At 37.5% G+C, this 23396-nt stretch carries 26 protein-coding genes, 1 tRNA gene and 1 pseudogene; 20 read left to right on the top strand and 8 right to left on the bottom strand.

Features of this window, described 5'->3' with window-relative positions; genetic code table 11:
- Window positions 1-80: 80 nt before the first annotated feature.
- The 11 genes from ACZ9AO_RS16195 (at window position 81) to ACZ9AO_RS16245 (ending at window position 10487) form a co-directional block, all read left to right on the top strand.
- Window positions 81-476: a VOC family protein gene (locus tag ACZ9AO_RS16195; RefSeq protein WP_251540249.1), complete on the top strand. Its 396-nt coding sequence runs from the start codon at window positions 81-83 to the stop codon at window positions 474-476.
- A 23-nt stretch (window positions 477-499) separates the two neighbouring features.
- Window positions 500-871 (top strand): MmcQ/YjbR family DNA-binding protein, encoded by a 372-nt coding sequence (locus ACZ9AO_RS16200; protein WP_476109445.1) that lies wholly within the window; start codon window positions 500-502, stop codon window positions 869-871.
- 209 nt (window positions 872-1080) lie between these two features.
- Window positions 1081-2274 (top strand): aminotransferase-like domain-containing protein, encoded by a 1194-nt coding sequence (locus tag ACZ9AO_RS16205; protein WP_251540246.1) that lies wholly within the window; start codon window positions 1081-1083, stop codon window positions 2272-2274.
- Window positions 2275-3127: 853 nt separating this feature from the next.
- Window positions 3128-4324: a YHYH domain-containing protein gene (locus ACZ9AO_RS16210; protein ID WP_476109446.1), complete on the top strand. Its 1197-nt coding sequence runs from the start codon at window positions 3128-3130 to the stop codon at window positions 4322-4324.
- A gap of 362 nt (window positions 4325-4686) precedes the next feature.
- Entirely contained in the window at window positions 4687-4872 is a 186-nt protein-coding gene (locus tag ACZ9AO_RS16215) for a hypothetical protein (RefSeq protein WP_476109447.1), read from the top strand.
- Window positions 4873-4947: 75 nt separating this feature from the next.
- The gene (locus tag ACZ9AO_RS16220; protein ID WP_476109448.1) at window positions 4948-5691 is read left to right on the top strand and encodes a hypothetical protein; all 744 of its coding nucleotides are present in this window, start codon (window positions 4948-4950) and stop codon (window positions 5689-5691) included.
- Between the two features lie 201 nt (window positions 5692-5892).
- On the top strand, window positions 5893-6333 hold the full coding sequence (locus tag ACZ9AO_RS16225; RefSeq protein WP_476109449.1) for a hypothetical protein: 441 nt from the start codon (window positions 5893-5895) through the stop codon (window positions 6331-6333).
- A 107-nt stretch (window positions 6334-6440) separates the two neighbouring features.
- Window positions 6441-6944 carry a hypothetical protein gene (locus tag ACZ9AO_RS16230; protein ID WP_476109450.1) on the top strand — a complete coding sequence of 168 codons (504 nt, stop codon included), beginning with the start codon at window positions 6441-6443 and terminating at the stop codon, window positions 6942-6944.
- Entirely contained in the window at window positions 6938-7180 is a 243-nt protein-coding gene (locus ACZ9AO_RS16235) for a sunset domain-containing protein (protein WP_476109451.1), read from the top strand. Before ACZ9AO_RS16230 ends, ACZ9AO_RS16235 begins: the two co-directional genes overlap by 7 nt.
- A gap of 151 nt (window positions 7181-7331) precedes the next feature.
- Window positions 7332-7997 (top strand): recombinase family protein, encoded by a 666-nt coding sequence (locus ACZ9AO_RS16240; RefSeq protein ID WP_476109452.1) that lies wholly within the window; start codon window positions 7332-7334, stop codon window positions 7995-7997.
- 831 nt (window positions 7998-8828) lie between these two features.
- Window positions 8829-10487, top strand: a complete 1659-nt coding sequence (locus ACZ9AO_RS16245) for an Alw26I/Eco31I/Esp3I family type II restriction endonuclease (RefSeq protein WP_476109453.1) — start codon at window positions 8829-8831, stop codon at window positions 10485-10487.
- On the opposite strand, the gene ACZ9AO_RS16250 is transcribed toward ACZ9AO_RS16245, so the two are convergent.
- Both ACZ9AO_RS16250 and ACZ9AO_RS16255 read right to left on the bottom strand, forming a co-directional pair.
- Entirely contained in the window at window positions 10474-11679 is a 1206-nt protein-coding gene (locus ACZ9AO_RS16250; protein WP_476109454.1) for a DNA cytosine methyltransferase, read from the bottom strand. The two genes, ACZ9AO_RS16245 and ACZ9AO_RS16250, sit on opposite strands and share 14 nt — an antisense overlap.
- Window positions 11680-11690: 11 nt before the next feature.
- Window positions 11691-13397 carry an Alw26I/Eco31I/Esp3I family type II restriction adenine-specific DNA-methyltransferase gene (locus ACZ9AO_RS16255; protein WP_476109455.1) on the bottom strand — a complete coding sequence of 569 codons (1707 nt, stop codon included), beginning with the start codon at window positions 13395-13397 and terminating at the stop codon, window positions 11691-11693.
- A 285-nt stretch (window positions 13398-13682) separates the two neighbouring features.
- Between ACZ9AO_RS16255 and rpsI the strand changes: the two are divergent.
- Window positions 13683-13754 (top strand): annotated as a pseudogene (gene rpsI / locus ACZ9AO_RS16260) (30S ribosomal protein S9); the annotation flags it as partial.
- Between the two features lie 80 nt (window positions 13755-13834).
- Here the strand turns inward: rpsI and ACZ9AO_RS16265 are convergent.
- Window positions 13835-14653, bottom strand: coding sequence for a DUF6076 domain-containing protein (locus ACZ9AO_RS16265; protein WP_476109456.1), 819 nt, complete (start codon window positions 14651-14653; stop codon window positions 13835-13837).
- A gap of 106 nt (window positions 14654-14759) precedes the next feature.
- Here ACZ9AO_RS16265 and ACZ9AO_RS16270 point away from each other — a divergent pair, with 106 nt between their 5' ends.
- From ACZ9AO_RS16270 to ACZ9AO_RS16300, 7 genes are all read left to right on the top strand, one after another.
- Window positions 14760-14957, top strand: a complete 198-nt coding sequence (locus tag ACZ9AO_RS16270; RefSeq protein WP_476109457.1) for a helix-turn-helix domain-containing protein — start codon at window positions 14760-14762, stop codon at window positions 14955-14957.
- Between the two features lie 172 nt (window positions 14958-15129).
- Window positions 15130-15645: a replication protein gene (locus tag ACZ9AO_RS16275; RefSeq protein ID WP_476109458.1), complete on the top strand. Its 516-nt coding sequence runs from the start codon at window positions 15130-15132 to the stop codon at window positions 15643-15645.
- A 19-nt stretch (window positions 15646-15664) separates the two neighbouring features.
- On the top strand, window positions 15665-16516 hold the full coding sequence (locus ACZ9AO_RS16280; RefSeq protein ID WP_476109459.1) for an ATP-binding protein: 852 nt from the start codon (window positions 15665-15667) through the stop codon (window positions 16514-16516).
- 81 nt (window positions 16517-16597) lie between these two features.
- Window positions 16598-16822 (top strand): hypothetical protein, encoded by a 225-nt coding sequence (locus ACZ9AO_RS16285; protein WP_476109460.1) that lies wholly within the window; start codon window positions 16598-16600, stop codon window positions 16820-16822.
- A gap of 472 nt (window positions 16823-17294) precedes the next feature.
- Window positions 17295-17504: a hypothetical protein gene (locus ACZ9AO_RS16290; RefSeq protein ID WP_476109461.1), complete on the top strand. Its 210-nt coding sequence runs from the start codon at window positions 17295-17297 to the stop codon at window positions 17502-17504.
- 31 nt (window positions 17505-17535) lie between these two features.
- On the top strand, window positions 17536-17751 hold the full coding sequence (locus ACZ9AO_RS16295) for a helix-turn-helix domain-containing protein (RefSeq protein ID WP_476109462.1): 216 nt from the start codon (window positions 17536-17538) through the stop codon (window positions 17749-17751).
- Between the two features lie 178 nt (window positions 17752-17929).
- Complete coding sequence (locus tag ACZ9AO_RS16300; RefSeq protein WP_476109463.1) at window positions 17930-19030, top strand: site-specific integrase; 1101 nt, start codon at window positions 17930-17932, stop codon at window positions 19028-19030.
- 108 nt (window positions 19031-19138) lie between these two features.
- On the opposite strand, the gene ACZ9AO_RS16305 is transcribed toward ACZ9AO_RS16300, so the two are convergent.
- The 4 genes from ACZ9AO_RS16305 to ACZ9AO_RS16320 all read right to left on the bottom strand — a co-directional run bounded on the left by ACZ9AO_RS16305 (window position 19139) and on the right by ACZ9AO_RS16320 (window position 21703).
- Window positions 19139-19211, bottom strand: a tRNA-Ala gene (locus ACZ9AO_RS16305).
- 262 nt (window positions 19212-19473) lie between these two features.
- On the bottom strand, window positions 19474-19746 hold the full coding sequence (locus ACZ9AO_RS16310; protein WP_476109464.1) for a YncE family protein: 273 nt from the start codon (window positions 19744-19746) through the stop codon (window positions 19474-19476).
- Complete coding sequence (locus tag ACZ9AO_RS16315) at window positions 19706-20455, bottom strand: YncE family protein (protein WP_476109465.1); 750 nt, start codon at window positions 20453-20455, stop codon at window positions 19706-19708. Before ACZ9AO_RS16315 ends, ACZ9AO_RS16310 begins: the two co-directional genes overlap by 41 nt.
- 540 nt (window positions 20456-20995) lie before the next feature.
- On the bottom strand, window positions 20996-21703 hold the full coding sequence (locus ACZ9AO_RS16320) for an MgtC/SapB family protein (protein WP_053536658.1): 708 nt from the start codon (window positions 21701-21703) through the stop codon (window positions 20996-20998).
- A 151-nt stretch (window positions 21704-21854) separates the two neighbouring features.
- Here ACZ9AO_RS16320 and ACZ9AO_RS16325 point away from each other — a divergent pair, with 151 nt between their 5' ends.
- On the top strand, window positions 21855-22754 hold the full coding sequence (locus ACZ9AO_RS16325) for a DMT family transporter (RefSeq protein ID WP_406593175.1): 900 nt from the start codon (window positions 21855-21857) through the stop codon (window positions 22752-22754).
- A gap of 32 nt (window positions 22755-22786) precedes the next feature.
- Here ACZ9AO_RS16325 and ACZ9AO_RS16330 read toward each other — a convergent pair whose 3' ends face one another.
- Window positions 22787-22972: a hypothetical protein gene (locus ACZ9AO_RS16330; protein ID WP_034310479.1), complete on the bottom strand. Its 186-nt coding sequence runs from the start codon at window positions 22970-22972 to the stop codon at window positions 22787-22789.
- Window positions 22973-23396 lie beyond the last annotated feature (424 nt).

Raw genomic sequence — 23396 nt, forward strand, 5'->3', positions numbered from 1 at the left:
TTATAATACTAAATAGACAGCGAACACAGACTGAATAATGTAAGTGAATGGCTAATTCATATGTACCTTAGGAGGCAATCATGGGAAGAATAGTTCATTTCGAAATTCATGTGAATGACATGGAACGGGCAAAGACGTTTTATGGAGAGGTGTTCGGATGGTCATTTCAAGACTGGAGTGATTATGCAGGGATGCCTTACTTTGGAGCAGTGACTGGCAATGAGAATGAACATGGTATCGATGGTGCTTTGATGCAGCGTCCTAGTGCTCCGCCGGAAACACACCAAGCGTTAAATGCATTTGCGTGTACCATTGGCGTGGAAAATTACGATTTAACGGAAGCTAAAATTATCGAGAATGGCGGCAAGCTAGCAATGCCCAAATTTGCCCTGCCCGGAATGGCCTGGCAAGGATACTATATCGATCCCGAAGGCAATACTTTTGGAATTCATCAACCTGATGTGAATGCAAAATAGAGTGGATAATAGTGAATTGAAACATGGAATCACGAGACACGGAAGCGATGCTTGATATTGTACGCAATATCTGTCTTGCACTGCCGGAAGCTGATGAACATATTGATGGTTTCGGTCACAATACTTTTAAAATCAATGGAAAATCCTTCGTGATTTCTGGTGAAAGCGAGAAAGGATTCAGCTTGTCGTTCAAGTCAGATCGAGAAACTCAAGAATTATTGCTGCAGAAAGAGAAATATTTCAAAACCCCATATATAGGTCGTCACGGTTGGGTTTCCATTCAAAATCCGGATAGGGAAGACTGGGATGAATTGACCTATCTAATTCAAGAAGGCTATTTACGTGCGGCACCGAAGCGTATGGTAAAGACATGGAATGAGTTGAACAAAAAGTGAAGAAAGGCGGACGATCTGCCTTTCTTTATTTTTTACGTGTAAGAGGGACTCCGGAATTTGGAAAATATAAAGAGAGGGATTGTTGTCTCTCATCAGAAGAACGTTTAAAATTAATAGTAGATTATTATTTGTATCTTAAAATAAGCAGCTAACTTTAAAGATTGCGAGAATCAATCAAGATTTGGTTGAAGGAAAGGTGTTTGGTTGAAGTGAAAGTTGAATCTTTTTTTTCTGAGAACATTAAAGCGGCACTTAAGAATGATCCACCCGGTGCATGGATGCCAGATCTGCCAGATGGTTGTATTCGCTTGAGTTCAGGCTATCCTGATCCTGCTCTCGTTCCTGCTGAGGAGCTCAAGGTAGCTGTAGCCAGACTTCTTGATGAGGAGCAGGATTTGCCGCTCCATTATCTCGGAAGTCCGCGAATTCCAAGACTAAAGCAGCAAATCCAGAAAAGGTTGGCAGAGCGTGGAATTTGCGTTTTGGAAGAACAGCTTTTGATTACATCAGGAGCTTGCCAGGGGATTGATCTTATTGCCCGCGTTCTTCTTGATGATAAAGCGGTTGTAGCGGTAGAGTCTCCCACCTACATGGAGGCTTTGGAGATTTTTCAAAACTATACGAAACGGATTATTAGTATACCTATAGATGAACAGGGACTCCAAACATACCGATTAAAGGAAATGCTGGATGAAAGGAAACGCACAGGTCAAACCCTCCCGCGTTTTGTATATACAATCCCGACTTTTCAAAATCCAACTGGAACGACTATGACAATTGAGCGCCGGAAGCATTTATTGGAGCTTTCCATCGAGTATGATTTCCTCATTCTGGAGGATGATGCTTACGGGGAATTATCCTTCGATAAAAATCCGGTCCCAATAAAATCTATTGATAAATGCGGGCGAGTCCTCCAAGTCGGGTCATTATCCAAGGTTGTTGCGCCAGGAATGCGGATTGGATGGATAGCGGGAGAAAGTGAATTCATCAAGGCTTTTGAGTGGTTTAAAAAAGATTTAGACCATCCATTTGCTCAAAGTTCAATGGCTGTATACTTAGAAAACACCGATTTTGAGAAACGGCTCGACCTTCTAAAAGATACGTATCGTTCTAAATGCACTGCGTTAATCCATTCGATGGAACAATTCCTTCCAGAATCCGTTTCCTGGTATGTTCCAGATGGCGGTTACTTTGTATGGGTGAGAATTCCAGGAGTGGATACATCGCAGTTATTATCACAGGCTCTGGCTGAGGGTGTTTCATATGTTCCAGGGAAATACTTTTTCTTGGATCAAAACGATGGAACCGAGTTTCTCCGGCTCTCGTTCAGTTATGCCAATGAGAAAGAAATGATCGAGGGAATACGAAGACTAGGACAGCTTATCGCATCTAGTTTGTCCTGAAGGATTGTTAGTTTGTTAATCTATAAGTTATTTCGCTGTTTTTGTACGCCTACTTCCTTAAAGGGGGTAGGTTTTTTATTCTTTATATCTGAGTTAATAAGCAAAATATTTTCTTCCGACCATGAGAGAGGAAAAGGCTCATACATTACGTTTAAAAAATCATGAAAATTTTATCGCAGTGATTGAAGAAATATTAGGGGGCAGTGGTGGACAAATTGACAAAAAGAAAAAACCCTTGATATATCAAGGGTTTTCGGAAATGGAGCATAGCGGGATCGAACCGCTGACCTCTACGCTGCCAGCGTGGGGAATGAAATGTCCTATAGTTTTCTAGGGTGTACTGAAATACACTTATATCAACCTTTTAAGGAGATTATAAAGGTTTATATGAACTGTAGTTTCCGATAGCTTTCAGTAGTATGTGACCACCATGTGACCAGAGTGTGACCAATATTTTAGTGTTAAAAAATTAACTTTTTGTATAGGTATCATAGGATTGTGAGATGTGATGGTATGCCAAATAGTAATAAAAGTAATTGTTATTAATTGTTAATTGTATCCCTTAGGTTTATCAGAGGTCCAGCAAATCATTAATCAGGTTAATTAGGAGTGACCTATAAAATTAAAATACATTTTCATAAAAAAAGAAATCCAGTACGTTCGTTTATTAAAGCAAATTCTTTTTGCAAGGTTGAATTGATAATTCAACATGAAAGTGGACTTTGAATACGAAATACCTTTATTGCAGGAGATTGTGTATGGTTGTTATGTATTTTTCTTTAATAATGGTAACAATTCCCTTTGGTGCGATGGTAAAATAGATAGAGATACGTCGAGATAAAGGGGAAACCAGATGAAAATTAGGATATTGCTTTTTTGTTCTCTTCTTCTCTTCTTAATATTTACTTCGAGGAGTCCCGCTTATGCTCATCCTGGAGGTACAGATTCGAGTGGAGGCCATACATGCCGAACAAACTGTGAAGATTGGGGATTACAGTATGGAGAATATCACTACCATAATACCGAAAATAGTAATGAAGACATCTATAATGAAGATATTTATGATGAGGGTACCTATGATGAAGGCTATATAGAAGGATACGATTATGCCTATTCATATACTTCCGTTTGCGAGGAAGTATATGATTGGGAATGGGAAGGTTCTCAAGATTTTGGTAACGGGTATGACGATGGTATCAACGATGGACATTATAAGGGTCTCGAGGTCTGCTTTGAAAACAGTTATCAGGTCGGTTATGACATCGGTTATGACGATTATGAGAATGGAAATGACTACAGTGAAGAACCAGTCGAAGATCAGCAACAAATAGATATAACATCTTACGGAAAGGGATATTCAAAGGGGTATGCAGATGCCGAAGGTGAAATGGTAGACAAGGATTCCACAGAAACTGATCTAGAAGCATCAATTTCTGCTTCCTCAGAAGATGATTCAGGAGAAGAGACTGATGGTAAGCCTTATGCTGAAGAAGATTTTTCGTATGATGATGCCTATGATGAGGGAAATGAAGTTGCTAAAAAAGGATATATCTATGATGAAAATAACTTTAATCTCAAGGAAGACCAGCAAGACATCTACCGTAATGGATACCGTGCAGGGTGGATAGCAGGGGGAGGGGGAACCGTCTTTGAACAAGTGTGGTTTTACTTGGTAGAAAAATTCCCCTATATCACTTTTCCGGTATCATCGGGAGTAGTGTTCCTTTTGGCATGGATCATTAAGAGAAGAAACAATAAAGTTTTCGATCCTGGTATTTGGTGTAGGTCTGTTCCTTGGATACTGAGTGTCATCGGTATCTTGTTTATTGTGATGTGGATAAGGCCTCTTCTTAATAGCGAGACAGAACCAACGATTTCAGTATATGAGGAAGAAGGAAATCCCTATTCCTACACAACTGAGGATTATGACTGTTCAGAATTTGATAACCAGGAAGATGCACAGTTGTTTTATGAAGCCAATGGGGGACCAGATGAAGATCTTCATGATTTAGACCGGGATGGGGACGGTATGGCTTGTGAGTGGGATTAAAAAAAGATGATTAATAGATATTCCTACAATAGCATGAATAAGTCAATATTCACTGAAGTATCAGAGTGGAAGAGCTGGATAACCCAACTAACAGGTGCTTTACTTCAATAAGGAAGGTTGCTGAGGCAGCCTTTTTCTTATGGCATTAACGGGGCAGTTTAGTTGAACAAGAACAAAGGGGAAATCCCATGATTCTAAGCGTTGTAAGCAACTGTAGGAGCAATCCCCCGACGAGTCGCCACCGCACAATTTTATTGGAGCATAAGCGCCTTGAAAGGTTCACTAAAGTTCACTATTGACCCCATTTTCATCTTGTTTTCCAACTATCCCAATTGAAAAACTATAAACGAGGTGTACACCATTTGAAATACATCGAGATTCCAACCCCAAAAGCTATAATTATTCTGACAGAATCAGAAGTCTTGCAATTATTAAAGCAGGATACGGAGTTATTCAGGACCGCTATCAAGCGTGGGAAATCATTCAAACGAGCGGATACCCAAGGACAAAGGGAGCGGTCAAAATACGAAAAGGAAGACACTCATTAGGCGAGTGTCTTTTTATTATAAAAAAGGATGATAAAATGGTTGAAAAGGGGGAAAAAGGAGTTGGTTGGGGTGAGGTTGTCTGAACGTAATTCTTTATATAAAAATAGATATTGGTTTTTAAAATTTGGAGATGAAAAAAGTCATCTGGAAAGCATACAGAATGGTATTTTGAGGTTTGGTTCTGGTGCTTATTATAAAAAAATTGAAGAAGAACAAGGGAAAAAAGGTGTGGGAGATAAACATGACGGGGCAATGGTAGTTAGCAAAGCAGACATTGGATTTTATGATGAAATTACAGATGAACTTATTGCTAAAATTCCTGTTAGGGAAACAACTCTTAATATAAATCATATCTCGCAACTTGGTGTATTTTGTTTATATGCTTTGACTGGTGATGATTTAGAAGTTATAGGTGAGAATGAAAATTTTTATTTTGTAAGAACTGTTTTTGATGAAGAAGATAAAAATTTATTACAAGAAAACTTTGGAGAACATGTTTTGATAATAAATACTGATATCTTTTTAGATAGACTTGTTCAAAAAATTAACGGGGTCTGGGATGCTCATGGCCTTGTTAAATATGACGATTACTCAAAAAATAACAAGAAAAGATGGGACTCTTATAAAAAGGATGAAGTAAATATCTTGTTTTGGAAAGATGCGAGATACTTCAAACATCAAAAGGAGTATAGAGTTGTATTAAATACTCCCATAACTGAACCTACATGTTATGACATTGGAGATATACATGATATTACTAGCTATGGGACTAGTGAACAGTTATTTACTGATGGTTTTAATATAGCTATTGAGAAATAAATGTCTTGATTACTCAGGACACCCAACGGATAGAGAGCGTATAAAACCGTATATTCACTCGATATCCCAAGTGTAAACAAAACAGGAGCTGTATATAGCAACAGCATGGCAACAAAAGCGAATTGGTCAATAAAATCATTCGTGCCTATCTGATTGAATATGATTTGATGTGAGGAAGATTTGAAACGGGGGGGAAACAGCATGAGGATTGCTAGCATGATTCTAGCCATAGCGCTAACGGGGGTAACATTGGGTTCATTATTATTAAGCTATCAAGCGTATCAAGAGCAAATAAACGATGCTACAAAGGGACAAAAACAAGCACAAGCAGAGTTTGACCGAGAATATGAGGAAAATAAGCAACAGCTAGAATTAGAGTACCAAGAGGATTTAAGAGAGTATGAGGAAGCCAAGGCGCAAGCGGAAGCAAACGGCGAACTATTCCTAGAAACCATGCCGTTACAGCCTATCAATTGGGACAGCGGATCCGATAGTTATTGGAATGAGTTTGACCAAGCCAAAGAGGAAGCCGCCGCCGATTTAAAACACAGCGCCATTGTTCACGGGGGCATAATCCTATTTATTATCATTGCCGAAATTGGATTGCTTGCCGTGCTACCGAAACAGCGCAGAATTAAGTAAGCGGGGATAACCCCCGTTTTTTTCGCCCAATGTAAGATAACGCCAATTGACATACACCATATTAACAGAGATAGACAATAAACAAAGTGGTCGGGGAGAGGGTTTGAATGAAGGTAATAAAAGGATTATTAGCTGTTATATTACTATTGGCAATTATTAACGGGGGCATGTGGTTTTATTGGAAAGCGGTACACAAGACCGAGCAAGCCGAGTACGAGCGCTTAGTTACATACCTAGAAGATACCGAAATAGATATAGCCATGGTGAAAGAAAGACAAGGTGATTCCTTGATGGCTATTACGGAGTTAGAAGACGAAATGGACATAGAGGAAATGGAAGTACGGGATTTAAAAGCGCAAGCGGATGCGGCAACAAGTCAAGAGGAATACAACGAATTAATGGACGAATTATATATATTGTTTGGAGAAAATAAAAATTCGTTGGAAGAATACGACGAATTGCAGGAAGAAGACGACGAAAATTACGAAAAATTAAGAACATTACTTGAAGATTATAACAACGCCATAGATGAACACAACGACGTAATAAAAGTATTGAACAACGAATGGTATTTGCTACCGATTCCATTAGGGGGTAAAAACAGATGGTAAAATTATTCATTGCATTAGGGGCGGCTATGCTATTAAGTGGATGCGGCGATATTGAAGAAATCGACGACGGCATAAGTGAAAGCGATTGCGATATCAAGGGGAACGAAACAACTTATAACGGGGAATTGATTTACCACATGCCCGAAGACCAATTTTATGATGTGACGGACGCCGAGGAATATTTTTGCACGGAAGAAGAAGCAGAGGAAGCGGGATATAGAAGAAGTTTGCGCTAGAATTTGATTCATTAACACAATATCGGGTACATATGAATTTTTTTGAGGGCTTTTTTTAAGTGAGGCGCAACGCGAGGAGCTACCTAATATGCGAGAAATGTGTACATACTGCGGTAAGGTAAATCTAACTAATCAAAGGGGTAATGTAGTCATGGCTAAGAAAAAAGTTGAAGAAAGAGAACCTATTACTTGGGGGTACGCTCGTAAGTCTACCCATCACCAAGATTTTAAAATCCAGCTTGAAGAATTAAAAAAATTGGGGATTCCCGATAATCATATTTATAAAGACCAGGCGTTAGGTAAAGCAGGCGCAGAACGTGAGCAATTAGACATTCTTACTAAGAAAATAGTACGACCAGGGGACACTATCGTAGCGTATAAATTAGACCGTCTAGGACGTTCTACGGCCCAAGTATTAACGCTTTTCAATGAGATGCATGAAATGGGTGTTCATATCAAAACTCTTTCAGGTGCCATGAAAATAGATACTACCAGTCAAGACCCAGCACTAACAAATTTACAAGTTACTATGATGGCCCTTTTCGCAGACATGGAAAGGCAATTCATATTAGAGCGTACTAATGCTGGACGTGTAATGGCTATGAAGTCCGGTACGAAATTTGGTCCGAAGTCTAAGCATGACCAAGCTTATGAAGGAGCCATAGAGGACTTTATAAATGGGAAAGGGACCATACTGGAACTATTGGAGAAATGGAAACCGGACGGTGGTAGTTTAAGTGAGCAAACATTCTACCGGAAGAAACGTGCCTACATTGCTAAGTTACAGGCAAAGGATATGGGGGTAGCTGATAAATGATTTCTTCACTCCTAAACCTATACCTATCCCTGAATCAGAGTTAGCTAAGATAAATAATAGCCGTTTAGGAAGTATGAGACATAGTAAGGAAACAGATTGACCAAAAGTTCCCGCTATTTTATCAAGAAACAGAGCTTTCTGAGGAAGGCTTTTTTTCAGTCATTTGGAAGGCATTCGAAAGTTACGAAAAAGTGTTAAAAAGTTGAACTGGAGTAATAACGATAATTCCTTTTTTACCAGGTCATGCGCCCCAGTTCTTAAAAAAATCAACGTTTCAAAGGCCTAACCATATTTGGTTGAGGTTCTTTTTTTGTCCAAAAAATTCCTTTTGACCGTATTTTAACTCATTTGACCAGAAATTAAAGCGCAATGTAATTTCAAATTTAGCTGCTGTTTCTCCTTTGATGGTGTTTGTTAAATCGAAAGGCGGAAAAGAACACGCCTACTCAATAGGGAAATGAGCGGGTGGAGGCAGTTAAAAACTACTTCATATAGTAAAGCAGAATTTCCTTATGTGCAATTTGTGAAAGCAGTAAAGGCTTCACAAGCTGTAGATGAACAACGTGACCACCTTATTATACCTAAGAATCTTAAGAATGCTAGGACGATTGGAGAGCCTCTGCGTGACGATTAGAGCGCTGATATCCTAACCGGTGGGGAAGAAAGGAGAAGATAGATTTTGAAGCCGAAATAAAGCAGGAAAAAATTAATAAAAGCCACCTAATAAATCAATCCCTAATACGGAGGGTTTTTAAGTTATTGTCACAATTATCAGGATATGTTAAGTTGGAAATGAAACCAAATTATGGTTTCTATAAGGGGGGGAAGGTAATGGCGAAAAAGGTTGTTTACGGAAAAGGAATTGTTGCTTTTCACGATTACACTAAATTCATTGTGGAGCATCCTGAATATAAGGGAATGCCGGATGTTTATAAAGATGATGGAGGAATTCAATGGGAAGCTCCATCTAATAGGAGTTCGGGCAAGTTTAAGGACACTCATCATTTGAGAAGAGAGTGGTGGAGAAAAAAAGCCATTCAAAATGGTATTGATCCTGATACTCAAGCTGCATGGATTAGTAAGACAGCAAAAAGGATTCATCCAACTAATAAGAAGCCTTGTAAAAACTGTGGGCGTGTAATGGAAATTGGATATGTTTATCCCGGTAACACACTTTTAAACAGAATAAGAAAACTTAAATATTACAAAGAGTCCTTTTTATTAGATAACTTGGAGCATATCGATAATTTGGTTACTCGACTAGTTGAACAGTTTGGCGACCAAGTTTTTAAAGATCTACCAAAGTTGTTTAAAACAAAATCAATCGTCATACCTATTATTAATCCTACACTAGATGATTGGTTAAATTTCATTAATCAAAGTTATGTTCGAAGTGAACCTAGTCTTCTAAGTCCAGGCGCAATGTCAAATGCACCAGATCGATTAGATGGTTTTCATTCTTTTAATAGGTGTTGCAGACAAAAAGCAGACAAAGGTAGGAGCCAAGAGAATCTTCGCTCGTATTCCACTGATAGACGTGTTTTTGAATATTGGGTTGATGGTGATTGGGTGGCAGCTGATAGACTTGTTGGCTTAATCCGTTCAAGGGCATCGCTTCAGAATGAGAAATGTTTAAATGAAGAACATGATGGTCCTTGTTCAGCTGACCATATTGGTCCAATTTCTCTTGGTTTTGCTCATAGACCTGAATTCCAGTTCCTTTGTAAAAGCTGTAATAGCAGTAAAAATAACAGAATGTACTTCTCAGATGTCGAGCACTTAAAAAAAGTAGAAGCAACCAGAGAAGTTGTGACCTCATGGTATTCCAAGGCATTATGGGATGAACTAAAGAATCGAGTATCAAATGATGAGCATGCTTTACGTTTAAGTAAAATGTTAAGGGATAATCGTCACAATGCTATGTATGTACTTGATGCAATAGCAGGTTCAGGTCACTTTGTTTTCTTGGCAGGATTTTTAGGACTAAGCTATGCAGATGTGACAGTCTCCTTTACAGGGCTAAAGGTGAATAACCACATTACTACTATCAAGAGGATTAAACGAAAACCTAGGACTACCAAATTTGTTTTAAAGCAAAAAGCCCGTCGATTTAGGATAGCGATAACAGCTTTAAATGAATACATGAGGAAAGAAAATAGGAATGCATTCTTGGTGAATAATGAAGAATTGGATTCCAAATTAAAAGAAATACTTGAGCTTTTAAAACATACTCCAGAGGGTATCCGTAAGATAGACCAAGAAATTGCCGAAAAAATAAGCCTTCAAGAGAAGGCTTCAGAAGAACAACTTAAAAAGATAATAAATAATATTTCAATTTCAATAATGGAACCAAAAATATTTACTTCAGCAAGGGAAAATCTGTATGAATATATGGAACTTGTTGCTGATGTCCTTAGTAAAATGTGGGAAAATGACCGTTATGTGCGAGAAGTTATTCAAATAGAAAAGGATGAAACTATCCCAGTTTAATACTAAGACTGTTTAATTCTTTAATATAACTACTCGTAGTAATTTCTCCACGCATTAGTTTTTGATAACTATTAGCCGGCTCACTTATATAACCCTTGTCTGACCCATCCTCACCCGGTTTTACAGGCGGAAGGTCGGATAGGGCTTCTTCTACTGTTATAGAGGGGTGTAAGGTACTAAATAAGTCTGCTGAAGTACCAAAGCGAGTAACTGGCTCAGGGTATTCGAAATTTTTATCTTCTAAGCAGTTACCTACTAATATTACTCGATTGCGTCTTTGGGGAACTCCATACTCTTCTGCTTTTACTTTCCAAACAGATAGTTTTTTACTCGAAGAATTGAGTTCATTTGTTACCATTTGAAAAACTTGTCCCTTTTCCATGCTTAGAAGACCTGTGACATTCTCGAAAACAAATCCGTCTGGTTTAATTGCGTCAAGAACAGCTTTATATTGTTCAAAAAGCCAGTTCCTTTCATCGGACATACTTCTTTTGTTCCCTGCAGTTGAAAACCCCTGGCATGGTGGTCCACCGATTACCAACAAGGGCAACTCAGGATTTTCGATTTTTGCTTTTTTAGCGGTTTCTATTATTTGATTTAAGACATTTTCTTCACGAATATCTCCACAAACAGTATTTTCATGGATATTTGAGCTGTAAGTCATCAACGCTTGCTTGTCAATATCATTAGCAATAATGGGTTTCCATCCCGCCCAAACAAATCCCAATGCTAATCCGCCCGCACCAGAGAACAAATCTACAAATTGCCCTTTGAAAGGAAAAGACATCGCAATTTGATACGCTAGTACTGGGGGAACTGCATTCCCAATTTGGTTGTTAATAGCAGTATTACTCCCATGAAAAATAAAACTGTCAGGAAAAGACTGAAGACGAGCGGCTTCTCTTTGTGAAACTGTCCTATGTTGACCGCCCTCATAATTATAATGAATATGGCATCCATTACCTGGTCTTGTAAAGTATGTGTTTATTGTATATGAAGGGGCATTGGGGTGAAGTCTACCATAATAAGTAGAACGACTCCCTTTTCCCTCGGCATAACTCTTCCGTATTTGTTCAATTCTTTTGGAAGGAACATTTTCAGGAATGTCCTTCCAGTTCCCGCCGGGAGGAACTGAATGAACTATCATCATGTCTAATTCACTTAATTTAGCGGCATAGTGGTTTGGTATCAATTTACACCCTCCTAGACGTTCCACAAAGATGGTGAAAGCAATCTTTGCTTTTCATCCTTATCCACTTTTCCAAATGAAGAGAGGATAAGGCTAAAATCTTGTTGTGATAATCCATATAACTTTGCAACAAATACTTCAAGTAAATCTTCGTACTCTTGTTGGTTTGTTTCTAGAGTCTTATCAACAAGATTAGACAGTTCACAAACAATCAAGTCATCTATTAATTCTGGTACTCTAACTTTTCGAACTGCGCCTAATGATACGTGAGCCGTTGCAAGATGCATTCTAGCTTGGGCCTCAAATACAAAAGAATTTATTATACCCAACAAGGCTTTTAATTTTTTTATGTTATTATCTCTGAAATAAAGGACATGCAGGGAATTACCTGAAACAGTACCAGGGGGGATTATAGTGGCATGTACTCGTCTCTTTTGACTTGGTCTTGCAACATCACGCCAAGCTATTCTATAGTAGTCGGCACTTTTCGGAATAGGTGGACCTTCCTTTTTTACATATAAAGTTGGTTCCTCCGCAATTCCAAATCTTTTTATCATTCTTCCTTTGATAAATAAATAAGAGCCTTCTTCACTAAGATATGACTTGTAACCTGTTTCGTCCAGCTCTCTTCCTGCCCACATCCCCAGATCCGTGTTGTTTTCCAAATCATTGAATCTTGAATAGTTATTAAATTTGTTAAACAAATTTAATAAGGAAAGTCCAAATTGCATAGGTAAAATATACCCATTTTTCTTTATCTGTTCCCAATCGCTATCCTTAAGTTGTTCGGTACTCCTTGCACATTCTTTATTAAAGGTATTTAGCTTTGGACAATCTTTACTGAATGTGCCCGGTGAAGCAACCAAGGTAATACATGGTTGATCAACATTATCAAAGAGTCTGGCTTCAGCTACATAATAAGAGATTTCTAAAACTCGATTATTTTCAAAGAGCCAAGTACGAAGAGTCTCAGACATTTGGTCGGCAATTAAGGATGCGGGTGAAATTACTCCGCATACTCCACCTTCTCGAGTAAGCTCAAAAGCAACATCTACACCACACCTTGCAAGGTTCACCCCCCAACCAGCATACTTTTTAGAAGGAATAGAGCGAGGGTAAAACCTCTCCAAGTAGATATTCATATCCCTTAAGTTATTTACATAGGTTTCAGCTTCATTTGTGCTTAAATTCTTTAGTTCCCTTTTATCTGGTTTTAGAACTTCCCAAGGAGGATTGGTCATGCATATATCATATTTTTTCGTATGATTTGGAGATAAAATAAAGGAATCACCTGAGATAATATTTACATTAACTATTTGGTTTAGCGTTTTAGCTTTATTGATTACATTTTGTTCTGCCATTAATAACGAATCATGGTCGCAATCCCACAGGTCAATATTCCATACAACTTGTTTATTTATTTTATCAGCCGCTGCCTCTAATAACCAACATATAAGTCTGCCATCACCGCAAAAGGGTTCGATAACATCAATAGTTGAAAATTCCTCAATAGACAGTGATTCGATAATTGCATTAGACAAATTACGGCCGATAATTTCATGGGTATAAAATTTTCCAGTTGTTCTAACTAAAAGATCCTTTTGATTAAGTTCTTTTTTATCTTTAGTATTGTAATTTGAATAAACTTCTTTTAAATGGCTATATGTCGGATTGGATGTTGCTAAGTCCTTTGAATATAAAGTGTTTGTTAATTTTGGCATCGTTTCTTACCTTTCTATTGCCTATTCTCAATTAGTAGAATAAATAAGTATAGCATGGATTTAATTTTACCATATACTCACCTTTTAATATAAGTTTGTATTGTTCTTCAGTAAGTAAGAAGATGATAACCCTGAAAATGAATCATGTGGTCAAGTTTAATCGACCACATTTTGACCACCAAGCATATATTACGGTTCTTAATTTTATTTCCTTTTTTATAAATAATTCTGAATAAACCCACCTACGACAAGGATTGTTTTATTTCGTGTTTTTTCATATTATATGCGCACATGAAAGAACGTAAAAAATATGGTCTTAAAGGTGCACGTCGTGCTCCTCAGTTCTCAAAACGTTAATATCAACGTTTCAAGGCTCTCAACCATTTTGGTGGGGGTCTTTTTTATTATTTAGAAAACCTCTTTTTACTCACAAAACGTTAAGTACCCAGCATTCTTTTTTGTTTAGCTCGTCTTTTCTGTTGTCTTGCAAGAACAGCACATCTACTTTCTTGTTCAAATTGTAATTTAGGACAGAATTTTTGTCTTTTATCAGTCATAATAAAGGGTTTGCGGCATAGTTCACATCTTCTAAACTCTCCGCCTTCAAGTGCATCTAATAACTGCCAGTAGGCCACTTCTATCAATGAATTAAATGTATATCCGGAAGAGATAAAAGACTTTTCTCCTTTTGTTTTGATGATAGCCTCTCTAGAAATACCTATGATATTTTTGTTGATTAAATCTAAACAAATTCTTTTAGCGATTTCTTCTGAATTTTTTTGATTAATGTCTCCGAATATCAAATTCAAAGAGGTTGTAATTCCTTGGAAAGCTACTTCTAGAGATATTTGTTTGGTAGGATATTGATCGCTATCAGTTAATAATGTTTTTAAATAATCCCTTGTTGCCACGCTATCTTCATCTTTTATATAGTTTGAAAGTTCTGTTAAAGTATGGATGCTTTTTATATGCCCCCACATCCATTCAAGTGGATCACCCTTTACTTTTGTATAAGGGTTAAACTTCTTGTAACCAAATAAACCATACTTACTGACAAACTTTATTAATGACTTTTCATCATTGGGGTGTAACTTAGCGATTTCGCTTGGGATTTCTCTATGACCCATTGGTGAGTATATCTTTTTAATGTTACCTAATCCAATAAGACAGCCATCCTCCACTATGTAATTTTCATTCACAATCCATTGCTTTTTAAAGCCAGAGTGCATACTATCCTGATCTTCTATGCTGTACAATGTTTCACCCCTAGGTAATTTATTGTCACGGTAAAATGGAGTCTAATTATCGTGATATGTGTGAATTATAGATTCTAGACCTAGGTCAAGTCAAGGAGGTGAAGTTATGCTAAGGATAACATTTGAAAGAACGAGGCAAGGTTTAACAAAAGCACAACTATCAAGAAACGCAGGATTGGATCAATCAACTATAAGCAAAATTGAGAATGGGCGTGTAAATCCATATGAGTCAGAGTTAGAAAAAATATCACAGGCCTTAGGAGTATCAATTGATGAACTGATGAAGGAGATTTCTTATGAATAATGGTCACCTATTATTAACAAAAATTAAAGGGATAGTAAGAATTATAAGGGTATCTATATTGGCAGGTTTTCTACACTCAAGAAGGTGTGGTTTTCCCAGCCTAAAATCAGGTGAAAGAACACTAGTACCAAGGAATGCCCTTTTTAATTGGTTAAATCAAGAGGGGAGATAAGTGGAGGATAAGAATTTTACTAAAGTGGGAAATAAAATTCTTGAAGAGATACCAAAAAGAAAATTTAATGGTACACAACTAAAAATAATTATGATTATATGGCGATTTACATTTGGTTTTCAACGTGAGGTGCACCACTTTTCCTTAACGTTTTTAGCTAATGCTTTGGGCATTGATAAAAGTCAAATCAAAAAAGAATTGACACCGCTCTTTAATCAAGAGGTATTAATCGAAACTCAAAAAGCTACTTTTAATATACCGAGAAAAGTTAAATTTAATAATGACTTTACTCATTGGGGCATAGCGTACAATGGACAAAATCATTCACAGGGGATTAATAAGCCTACTGTGAATAGTGTTGTGGATACTACAGTAGTGGAAAACCTCAACTCCACTGTTGATGAATTGGTACACACCACAGGAGATGAATTAGTACACCAAGAAATAAATTATTTAAATAAAAATAAAATAAATGTAAATAAAGAACAGACTTTTGATGACGAGATAATATTTTAAGTAAGGATAGTGATATTTTATGGAAAAAGCCAATTTCAACCGTACTGAGCCTATAAGAGTTGCTAATAGTATTATATCTTCAATGCCGGAAGATGGCTTAGGTAGAGCGGTGGAGGCTAACTATAAAGACTTTTTTTGCAAGGAATGCAAGGAAGAAAACATTGTTGGAGTTACCTTTCGAAGGGAAAAAACTAATATTTGGGAAGATGAATACCATCATTTGTGTAGAAATTGTGTTGATACGGAGTTAACTGGTCTGGAAAGTAGTATAGAAAAGAAGAAGTTAGGTAACTTAATGGATAATTATGGGTTTATTGAAAAAAATTTAATGCAAGCCGGTATTATGAATTTTGAAGTTGGGAAGGATACTCTACTTCAAGAAGTGGTTAGCAATACCAAAACATATATAAAAGATTTTATTATGGGTAAGTGTGAAATAGATAATTTCGTATTACATGGAGGAACAGGGACAGGCAAGTCTCATATTGCAACAGCGATAGCTAGAAACATAAAAGAAAAAGGTTTTTCAGTAGGCTTTTGTAAGGTGAAGGATTTATTTAACATGATTTATAGTACGTATGGCTATCAAAGTAGGAAAACAGAACAACAAATATTTAATGATGTGCAAATGCCTGATTTATTTATTATCGATGATATTAATCAGGACCATTCACATAAATCTATTTTTTATAAAGATAAAATGTTAGATATTCTAAACGCCAGACAAGGAAAACCAACTATATATACTACATGTGAGAATCAGCTGAATCTGCAAAGACTGATTGGTGATCAGGCATATAGTCGAATGAATTATAAGTCATTATTTATACCAACAGGAACAAAAGATTATCGAAGAAAGATGCTTCATTAACCCTTAATTATTTTCAGTTTTTGTATATAAAGAATGCGCTCCAACCCTTGTTTAATAACGATTTGGGAGGGTGGTAAAAAAATGACTGTTAATATAGGAACTATAAGGCTTAAAAGTCCACAAGATGTAAGAAGAATGTTGGCTAGAGTTATCAACGAGTTATTAAAAGAGGAACCCGCTAGTATTGACAGAGCAAGAGTAATTGCCACTTTGTCTAATAGTATCATTAAAGCTATGGAAGTAGGAGAGCTTGACGAACGCATGAAGGAAATTGAGAAGCGGTTGTTAGGAGTGGACACGTCATGAGACTACGCAATAGAATCCTGAAAATAGAAAACATGTTGCCGGATACACAACAGGATAGTGAAATGGCCGAACTAGAACTAGTTAGTGATTGGTTAATCCAAAATAGCGAAGAATTTATGGAGTGTGTAAGGCAGCTATTCCGCTTACGGTGCAAAGCAGAGCTACAAATAGGCGATGTAGACCGACGGCAAGAACCGTACAAGGAACAGTACACCATCTACCATAACCGTATCAATGAACTAATAGAACAGCACAAAGGATATATGAGTAATTACGAGGCCGAAGTACGAATTGGAAAGTGTACAGTTTAGAGCTTTGCTACCTTTTCCTAAAAGGATTCAGATGCTTTGGTCTTACGAAATCATTTAAAGGTTCATGTATTCGAGGGAATTGATAAATTACGGAGAAGTTGGAATAAATGGTGTATGGTTTATGCGAATTTTATAATTTAATGAAAGAAGGACTAAGTGAAATGAAAATTGAATTAAATGAAAAACGTTTGAAATTAAAGTGTATTTTAATACAAAAGAACAAAGATTTGATTCAATTATATGAACAAACATTACATTATTATGATGGAGAAGATAATGAAGTCCGATATCTTTTAGAAGAAATTTGGTCAAAAATCGTTTTTAAGGATAGGCTCTTTCTGACACTGGATGGTGAATTACCCTTTGATTAAAAAAGCATCTAGATGCAGGAGGAGTGTCATTATGAAGGATTTAAAACAATACCCTGATGTATTGAGTGTAAATGAAATACAAGAAATTTTGGGCATTGGCAGGAGACAGGCTTATGACTTGGTGTCTTCAAGACAATTTCATTCAGTCAGAGTCGGTAAAAGGATTAAAATTCTAAAAATTGTGTTTATGCAATGGCTCTATGGTGCGAACGGGACAGACACCAATTATAAAAATATGGAAATGTAAATAAAAGGGTTGTTTAAACACTATTGTCCGTATATATTTGAGTTGGCATAACTGTCACATCTCAAATAAGTAATTTTATATATGAGATGTGCTGTTTCTAAAGCACTCTCTTCCAAAAAGTGCTCATTCCGCTTAGCGGTTTAAGCACTTTTTATTTTTAATATGAGGAGAGTTTTATATGAGAGGATCAGTAAAGAAAGACGGGAAAAGTTGGTACTATGTTGTTGACGTGGGGATTAACGGTAAACGTAAGCAAAAAAAACAGAGAAATTTTAAAACTAAAAAGGAAGCAGAGAAGGCATTAGCTGAGATCAACTATGAATTAAATAAAGGTTCTTACATTGAACCATCAAATATTCTATATAAAGAATACGTAGATCAATGGTTTTTAACTAAGCAAAATAGTATAGGTATACAAACAGCTAAAGTTTATAAATACTACCTTCAAGGTAGAATTATACCTGCATTAGGAAATTACTCTATTTCTAAGCTCACTACGATTCAGCTTCAATCTTTCATCAATAGCTTGAGTGAAGAGGGATTAAGTAGTGCTACAGTAAAAAAGATATACGAGGTGATCAGAAATTCACTGGAACATGCGGTGGACTTTGAATTAATTTCTAAAAATCCTACATTAAAAATTAAATTGCCAAAGGCTAATAAGAAAGAGATGAATGTATGGGATGAAGAGGAAGTAAATAGATTTCTAAAAGTAGCAAAAGAGGATCCTGTTTATATTGTATTTTACCTTGCATTAACAACTGGTATGCGACAAGGTGAACTACTTGGATTGCGTTGGAAGGATCTTAACTTGGAAAAAGGATTGTTAAATATTAAACAGACTCTTAGTCATGACGGTAAGACATTTTTAAGCGGTGCTAAAACCAAGTCTAGTCTACGGACAATAAATTTATCCTTGTCGTCTATAAAGATCCTTATAACTCGTAAATTAACTGTTTCGAAAGAAAAGCTAAGCCTAGGCCCTATTTATCAAGACTTTGATTTAGTTGCTTGTACTCAGCATGGTACACCGCTTAATCCTGCAAATATTAGAAGGACTTTTAAAAGGATGATCAAAATGGCTGATGTTCCTGAAATCCGCTTTCATGATTTAAGACATACGCATGCTACCTTGCTTCTTTCCAATGGTGTTCATGTCAAAGTCATCTCAGAAAGATTAGGACACAGTAACATAAAAGTTACACTTGATACCTATTCACACGTTCTTCCATCAATGCAAGAAGAAGTGGCTCGTAAATTAGATGAAATTATTAAATAATTACGTGTGTGACCAGATTGTGACCAGACGGACATTTTTGAAGTAAATATTTGGGGCACAGTGGTATATAAAAAGAAAAAACCCTTGCTACACAAGGGTTTTCGAGTATGGAGCATAGCGGGATCGAACCGCTGACCTCTACGCTGCCAGCGTAGCGCTCTCCCAGCTGAGCTAATGCCCCGAATTGAGGTACAATAATTATTTTATCGGATTTTGGTGAAAAGTCAATATAAAATATGAGATTTTTGCAAAAATGATAAAAAAACCGTTTGAGTGTAGTCAAACGGATCAGACTATAGACGCGATGAATCACGTAAACCTACAGATTTTTTGTTTATACGATTGGGATGTAAAAGACCTGCCGCAAAAGATTTCATGTTAATCCATCTCTGGGTTTATTTTTTCAATTATCACGTGCTTCATCAGATTCCAGTATTTTAAGCTTATATTTTTTTACTTATCGGAATTATATCCGTGATGGTGTATGTTTTAACATCAACACGGGCAATGGAGGGATCACGGTTTAATACATAAGCCTGATCCCCATCCTGGCTAAAGACGATTGCTTGCCTTGGTTCTTTGAACCCCCCGATTGTTTTAACTATGCGGTGATCAGCGACATTTATCACGTCAATCGTATGATCAGCTTTGTTGCTTGCGAAAAGGAGTTTATCATCAGGCGATAGAGCAGCGCCATATGGCTCGCTTCCCACCAATTACGGAAATGCTGTTGCGTCCGCTGTTGGCGGCATATAATGTTCTTCCATCAGCGGTAATCGAGATTCCGCGTATACTGGAGAACCCAGTTATTTCACGAATGATTTTTTTGGTGGTGGCATCAACGATAGACACTTTATCTCCTTGAAAGTTCGTGACAAAGATATATTTTCCGTCCGAAGAGACTTTGATGCCCTGCCTTGGTTGGGCGAAACCGGTAATGACGTCAATCGGTTTTCGTTTTTCCAGATCCACGACCGTGACTGAATTGTGTGCTTGATTGTTCATATACAATGTCTTGCCATCCGGGCTGACAGCAGTCCCAAATGCACCCGGACCAACGACAACTTCATCTTTCAAGGTGAAATTTTTTAAGCTGTAAAAACGAATCGTACCGAGCGTACTGTCAGAGACGACAAACTCTGAGCCGCCATCAATAAACACGATGTTTCTCGGTGAACCGAAGCCGTCGATCTTTTTACGCAACTTGCCTTTGGTAAGATCATAGACCAGGATGGATTGTTCACGGCTATCCGAGACAATCGCTATTTGTTCATCCGGACTTACGTCAAGGGAATTGTTGGTGATGTGGGTGTCAAAGCCTGTCGCCAACTCTGGGCTTTTACTTTTAATAGAAGAAGCACCTATTACATTTGGTAGGAAAAACACAAATAGTAAGGGTGTAATCCATATACTTTTTACCTTCATTTTTTTAACATCACTCACCTCGGGAAATTATTTTCTTGATAATTGTTTATATCCCTGTCAATATCATGCTGGTTGTCCTGACCACCTTCCTTTAAAATGTTTAATCAAGCCGGAGTTCTTCCTTTCACTATATATAAACGTATAGAGCAGGATATCGGTTTGGTCATTTTGCAAATTTATAATAAATGTATAGAGTGGACCCCTTAGATGAATAATGGATTAGGCCGCAGTGAAGTCACGTAACACTAGACTTCCTCACTGACAGGTGGATGATAGTAAATGTCCATATATAGGTGTTAGATTCTGATGCTGGAGATAAAAACTGAGGATTGTGGAAGTTTCGATTGGTTTATGCAGGCAAGACTTAGCCGTTAATTGATGCCTAAATGGACTTGCCAAGGGGTCAAAAATGGTTTAGCAGAGTGGACTCGTATAGGTATGGAGGAAAGTTAAGGAGAATTTCAAAAGGGGTTCGGAATGTTTAATTCCCAACCCCTTTTATCTAGTGAACCGTTTGAGTGCAGTCAAACGGCCTTTTTATTATACATTTTCGATTTCCACCCGTGCAATTTCCTTAAGATTGGAGACGGTGTAATACACTTCCGATGTTCTGACTTTGTGATCGACCAGAACTTTAAGGGTCAAAAGGTGGTTGTCATTTGCCACATCTTTGATTCTGAGATTTTTGATGAATATTTTTTCGTCTTTGATTTTTTTCAGTACGATTGCAATGTCATCTTTATTTTGTACGACCAGCTGCAGAAAGATTTCTTTTTGCCGTAACTTCATCGGTCCGAGCCAGGTGACGATTGCGGGCACCAATTCCACACTAATGATCAATAAGATGACGCCGGCTATGGCCTCGAGAAAAAAACCAGCTCCAACGGCAATCCCGATTCCCGCCGCTCCCCAGATGATGGCGGCTGTCGTTAAACCGGATATGCTGTTGTTGTCACGCCGGAGAATGACGCCAGCACCTATAAAACCGACGCCGGAAACGATCTGGGCCGCAAGACGCAAGGGATCCATTGTGATATTAACGTCGTCGCTACCCGGGAATTTATAAGCGGATTCCATGGAAACGATCGTTAATAAACAGCTGACGATTGAAATGACCAGGCTTGTTTTTAATCCAACGGGTTTTCGTTTCATTTCTCGCTCTAGGCCGATAATTAGTCCAAGGAGAGCTGAAATCCCCAATTTGATAAGGATTTGCAGTTCCGATTGAGGGTCGAATGTCCATTCCATTTTGTTTCACCACTTCCGAATTATTATCGAAGAATAAAATCATCTGTTGCCATATACCCGTTTTTCAAAAAAAACTACCCTAATAATTTTAACATAGTAGAATAGAGTTCTATGTAACGTAATTCCGTTGAAAGGAGGAATCTAAGTGCAAATGCCAAAAGTGAATCCCTATGTAGCGTTGGCGATCGGTGTGGCATCCGTATCTTTTTCGGCCATCCTTGTTAAACTGGCGACCGCTCCATCGGGTGTTATCGCCTTTTACCGTTTATTATTTACCGTCCTTCTTATGTTGCCGGTTTTCATGGTGAAATACCGTCATGAACTTAAATTCATTGAAAAAAAGGATTGGCTGTATTCGATTGCGGCAGGAGTGTTTTTGGCTTTTCATTTTATTTTATGGTTTGAATCGCTTAATTACACATCGGTCGCAAGTTCAACTGTCCTCGTAACCCTCCAGCCTTTATTCGCTTTTGCCGGAGCCTACCTGTTTTTTAAAGAAAGATTTTCAATGAAGGCAATATTGAGCGGCATCATTGCGATAGCAGGCAGCCTTGTCATTAGCTGGGGTGATTTGAGAATCAGCGGCATGGCGCTTTGGGGAGATATTCTTTCGCTTATCGCATGTGCGCTCGTAACCGGATATTTACTGTTTGGTCAAAATGTCCGAAAACGCGTCTCTTCTATAACTTATACATTTGTCGTGTATGCAATCAGCTCCGTCGCCTTGTTTTTCTATGTGATCTTCAAGGGAGAGGCATTGGCGCCTTATCCTGCTTCCGATTGGATCTATTTCGTTTTGCTTGCCATTTTCCCGACTTTATTAGGACATTCTTTATTCAATTGGTCACTAAAATGGTTAAGCACATCGACGCTTTCGATGGGAATATTGCTTGAACCGGTGGGAGCGACAATTCTGGCTTATTTCATATTAGATGAACCGATACTCTGGACGCAGGTCCTTGGAGGTACCATCATATTGGGTGGTTTGATGATGTTCTTAAAGGATGAAAAGAAAAGCAAGGAACATAAAGAGGCGCAAGTCTCCGTATAAAAGCAGTAAGTCTCCCGACTTACTGCTTTTATCTAATATGGGTGAAACAAATAGGTGATCCGTGTGAAAATCAAAGCGAAAGTAAAGCTGAATAGAAACGTCGTACCATTCACCTTGCCTTTTTCTCTGCTGAACTTGATGGCTTCATAAAAAGCGGTACTGAATAAGTAAAGGGCCATACTGTAAGAAATGAGTAATCCGATTAATGGCAGATTCATTGCTTCACCTCATGGAAAAAAGATATCTATATATGACTATTTGTGTTTCTTTGGAAATATGCTTCGTTTATTCATAAAACATGGGCATGGCCCGGATGTCAGGGGGAGGGGTGTGATAAAGAATATATAGAAGGAAATAGGTGAAAATGTTTTTTTGAAAAAGTTTTAAAAAACGTATTGCAAACATTTTTAGTACATGGTATATTATTTCTTGTCGCTAAGACAGCAACTTAAACAGCTAACAAGTTGTTAAAAAGAATTTTTAAAAAAGTTGTTGACGAAACATGACGGAATGTGTTACATTATAGAAGTCGCTTCTGAGAGAAACGACATCGAAATTGCTCTTTGAAAACTGAACAAAACAAAGCGCCAACGTTAAATTTTAAGTGAGCACACACTATCAAAAAAAGCAAATGAGCAAGTC

The sequence above is a fragment of the Peribacillus sp. TE19612 genome, from assembly GCF_056279465.1.

Bases quoted from the DNA above. Each gene is read 5' to 3' on its own strand.
- ACZ9AO_RS16200 (WP_476109445.1), top strand. From the start codon at position 500: ATGGAATCACGAGACACGGAAGCGATGCTTGATATTGTACGCAATATC.
- ACZ9AO_RS16195 (WP_251540249.1), top strand. From the start codon at position 81: ATGGGAAGAATAGTTCATTTCGAAATTCATGTGAATGACATGGAACGG.
- ACZ9AO_RS16315 (WP_476109465.1), bottom strand. From the start codon at position 20,455: ATGAAGGTAAAAAGTATATGGATTACACCCTTACTATTTGTGTTTTTC.
- ACZ9AO_RS16270 (WP_476109457.1), top strand. From the start codon at position 14,760: ATGCTAAGGATAACATTTGAAAGAACGAGGCAAGGTTTAACAAAAGCA.
- ACZ9AO_RS16330 (WP_034310479.1), bottom strand. From the start codon at position 22,972: ATGAATCTGCCATTAATCGGATTACTCATTTCTTACAGTATGGCCCTT.
- ACZ9AO_RS16210 (WP_476109446.1), top strand. From the start codon at position 3,128: ATGAAAATTAGGATATTGCTTTTTTGTTCTCTTCTTCTCTTCTTAATA.
- ACZ9AO_RS16240 (WP_476109452.1), top strand. From the start codon at position 7,332: ATGGCTAAGAAAAAAGTTGAAGAAAGAGAACCTATTACTTGGGGGTAC.
- ACZ9AO_RS16320 (WP_053536658.1), bottom strand. From the start codon at position 21,703: ATGGAATGGACATTCGACCCTCAATCGGAACTGCAAATCCTTATCAAA.
- ACZ9AO_RS16245 (WP_476109453.1), top strand. From the start codon at position 8,829: ATGGCGAAAAAGGTTGTTTACGGAAAAGGAATTGTTGCTTTTCACGAT.
- ACZ9AO_RS16230 (WP_476109450.1), top strand. From the start codon at position 6,441: ATGAAGGTAATAAAAGGATTATTAGCTGTTATATTACTATTGGCAATT.
- ACZ9AO_RS16290 (WP_476109461.1), top strand. From the start codon at position 17,295: ATGAAAATTGAATTAAATGAAAAACGTTTGAAATTAAAGTGTATTTTA.
- ACZ9AO_RS16235 (WP_476109451.1), top strand. From the start codon at position 6,938: ATGGTAAAATTATTCATTGCATTAGGGGCGGCTATGCTATTAAGTGGA.
- ACZ9AO_RS16285 (WP_476109460.1), top strand. From the start codon at position 16,598: ATGACTGTTAATATAGGAACTATAAGGCTTAAAAGTCCACAAGATGTA.
- ACZ9AO_RS16325 (WP_406593175.1), top strand. From the start codon at position 21,855: ATGCCAAAAGTGAATCCCTATGTAGCGTTGGCGATCGGTGTGGCATCC.
- ACZ9AO_RS16300 (WP_476109463.1), top strand. From the start codon at position 17,930: ATGAGAGGATCAGTAAAGAAAGACGGGAAAAGTTGGTACTATGTTGTT.
- ACZ9AO_RS16295 (WP_476109462.1), top strand. From the start codon at position 17,536: ATGAAGGATTTAAAACAATACCCTGATGTATTGAGTGTAAATGAAATA.
- ACZ9AO_RS16255 (WP_476109455.1), bottom strand. From the start codon at position 13,397: ATGCCAAAATTAACAAACACTTTATATTCAAAGGACTTAGCAACATCC.
- ACZ9AO_RS16225 (WP_476109449.1), top strand. From the start codon at position 5,893: ATGAGGATTGCTAGCATGATTCTAGCCATAGCGCTAACGGGGGTAACA.
- ACZ9AO_RS16280 (WP_476109459.1), top strand. From the start codon at position 15,665: ATGGAAAAAGCCAATTTCAACCGTACTGAGCCTATAAGAGTTGCTAAT.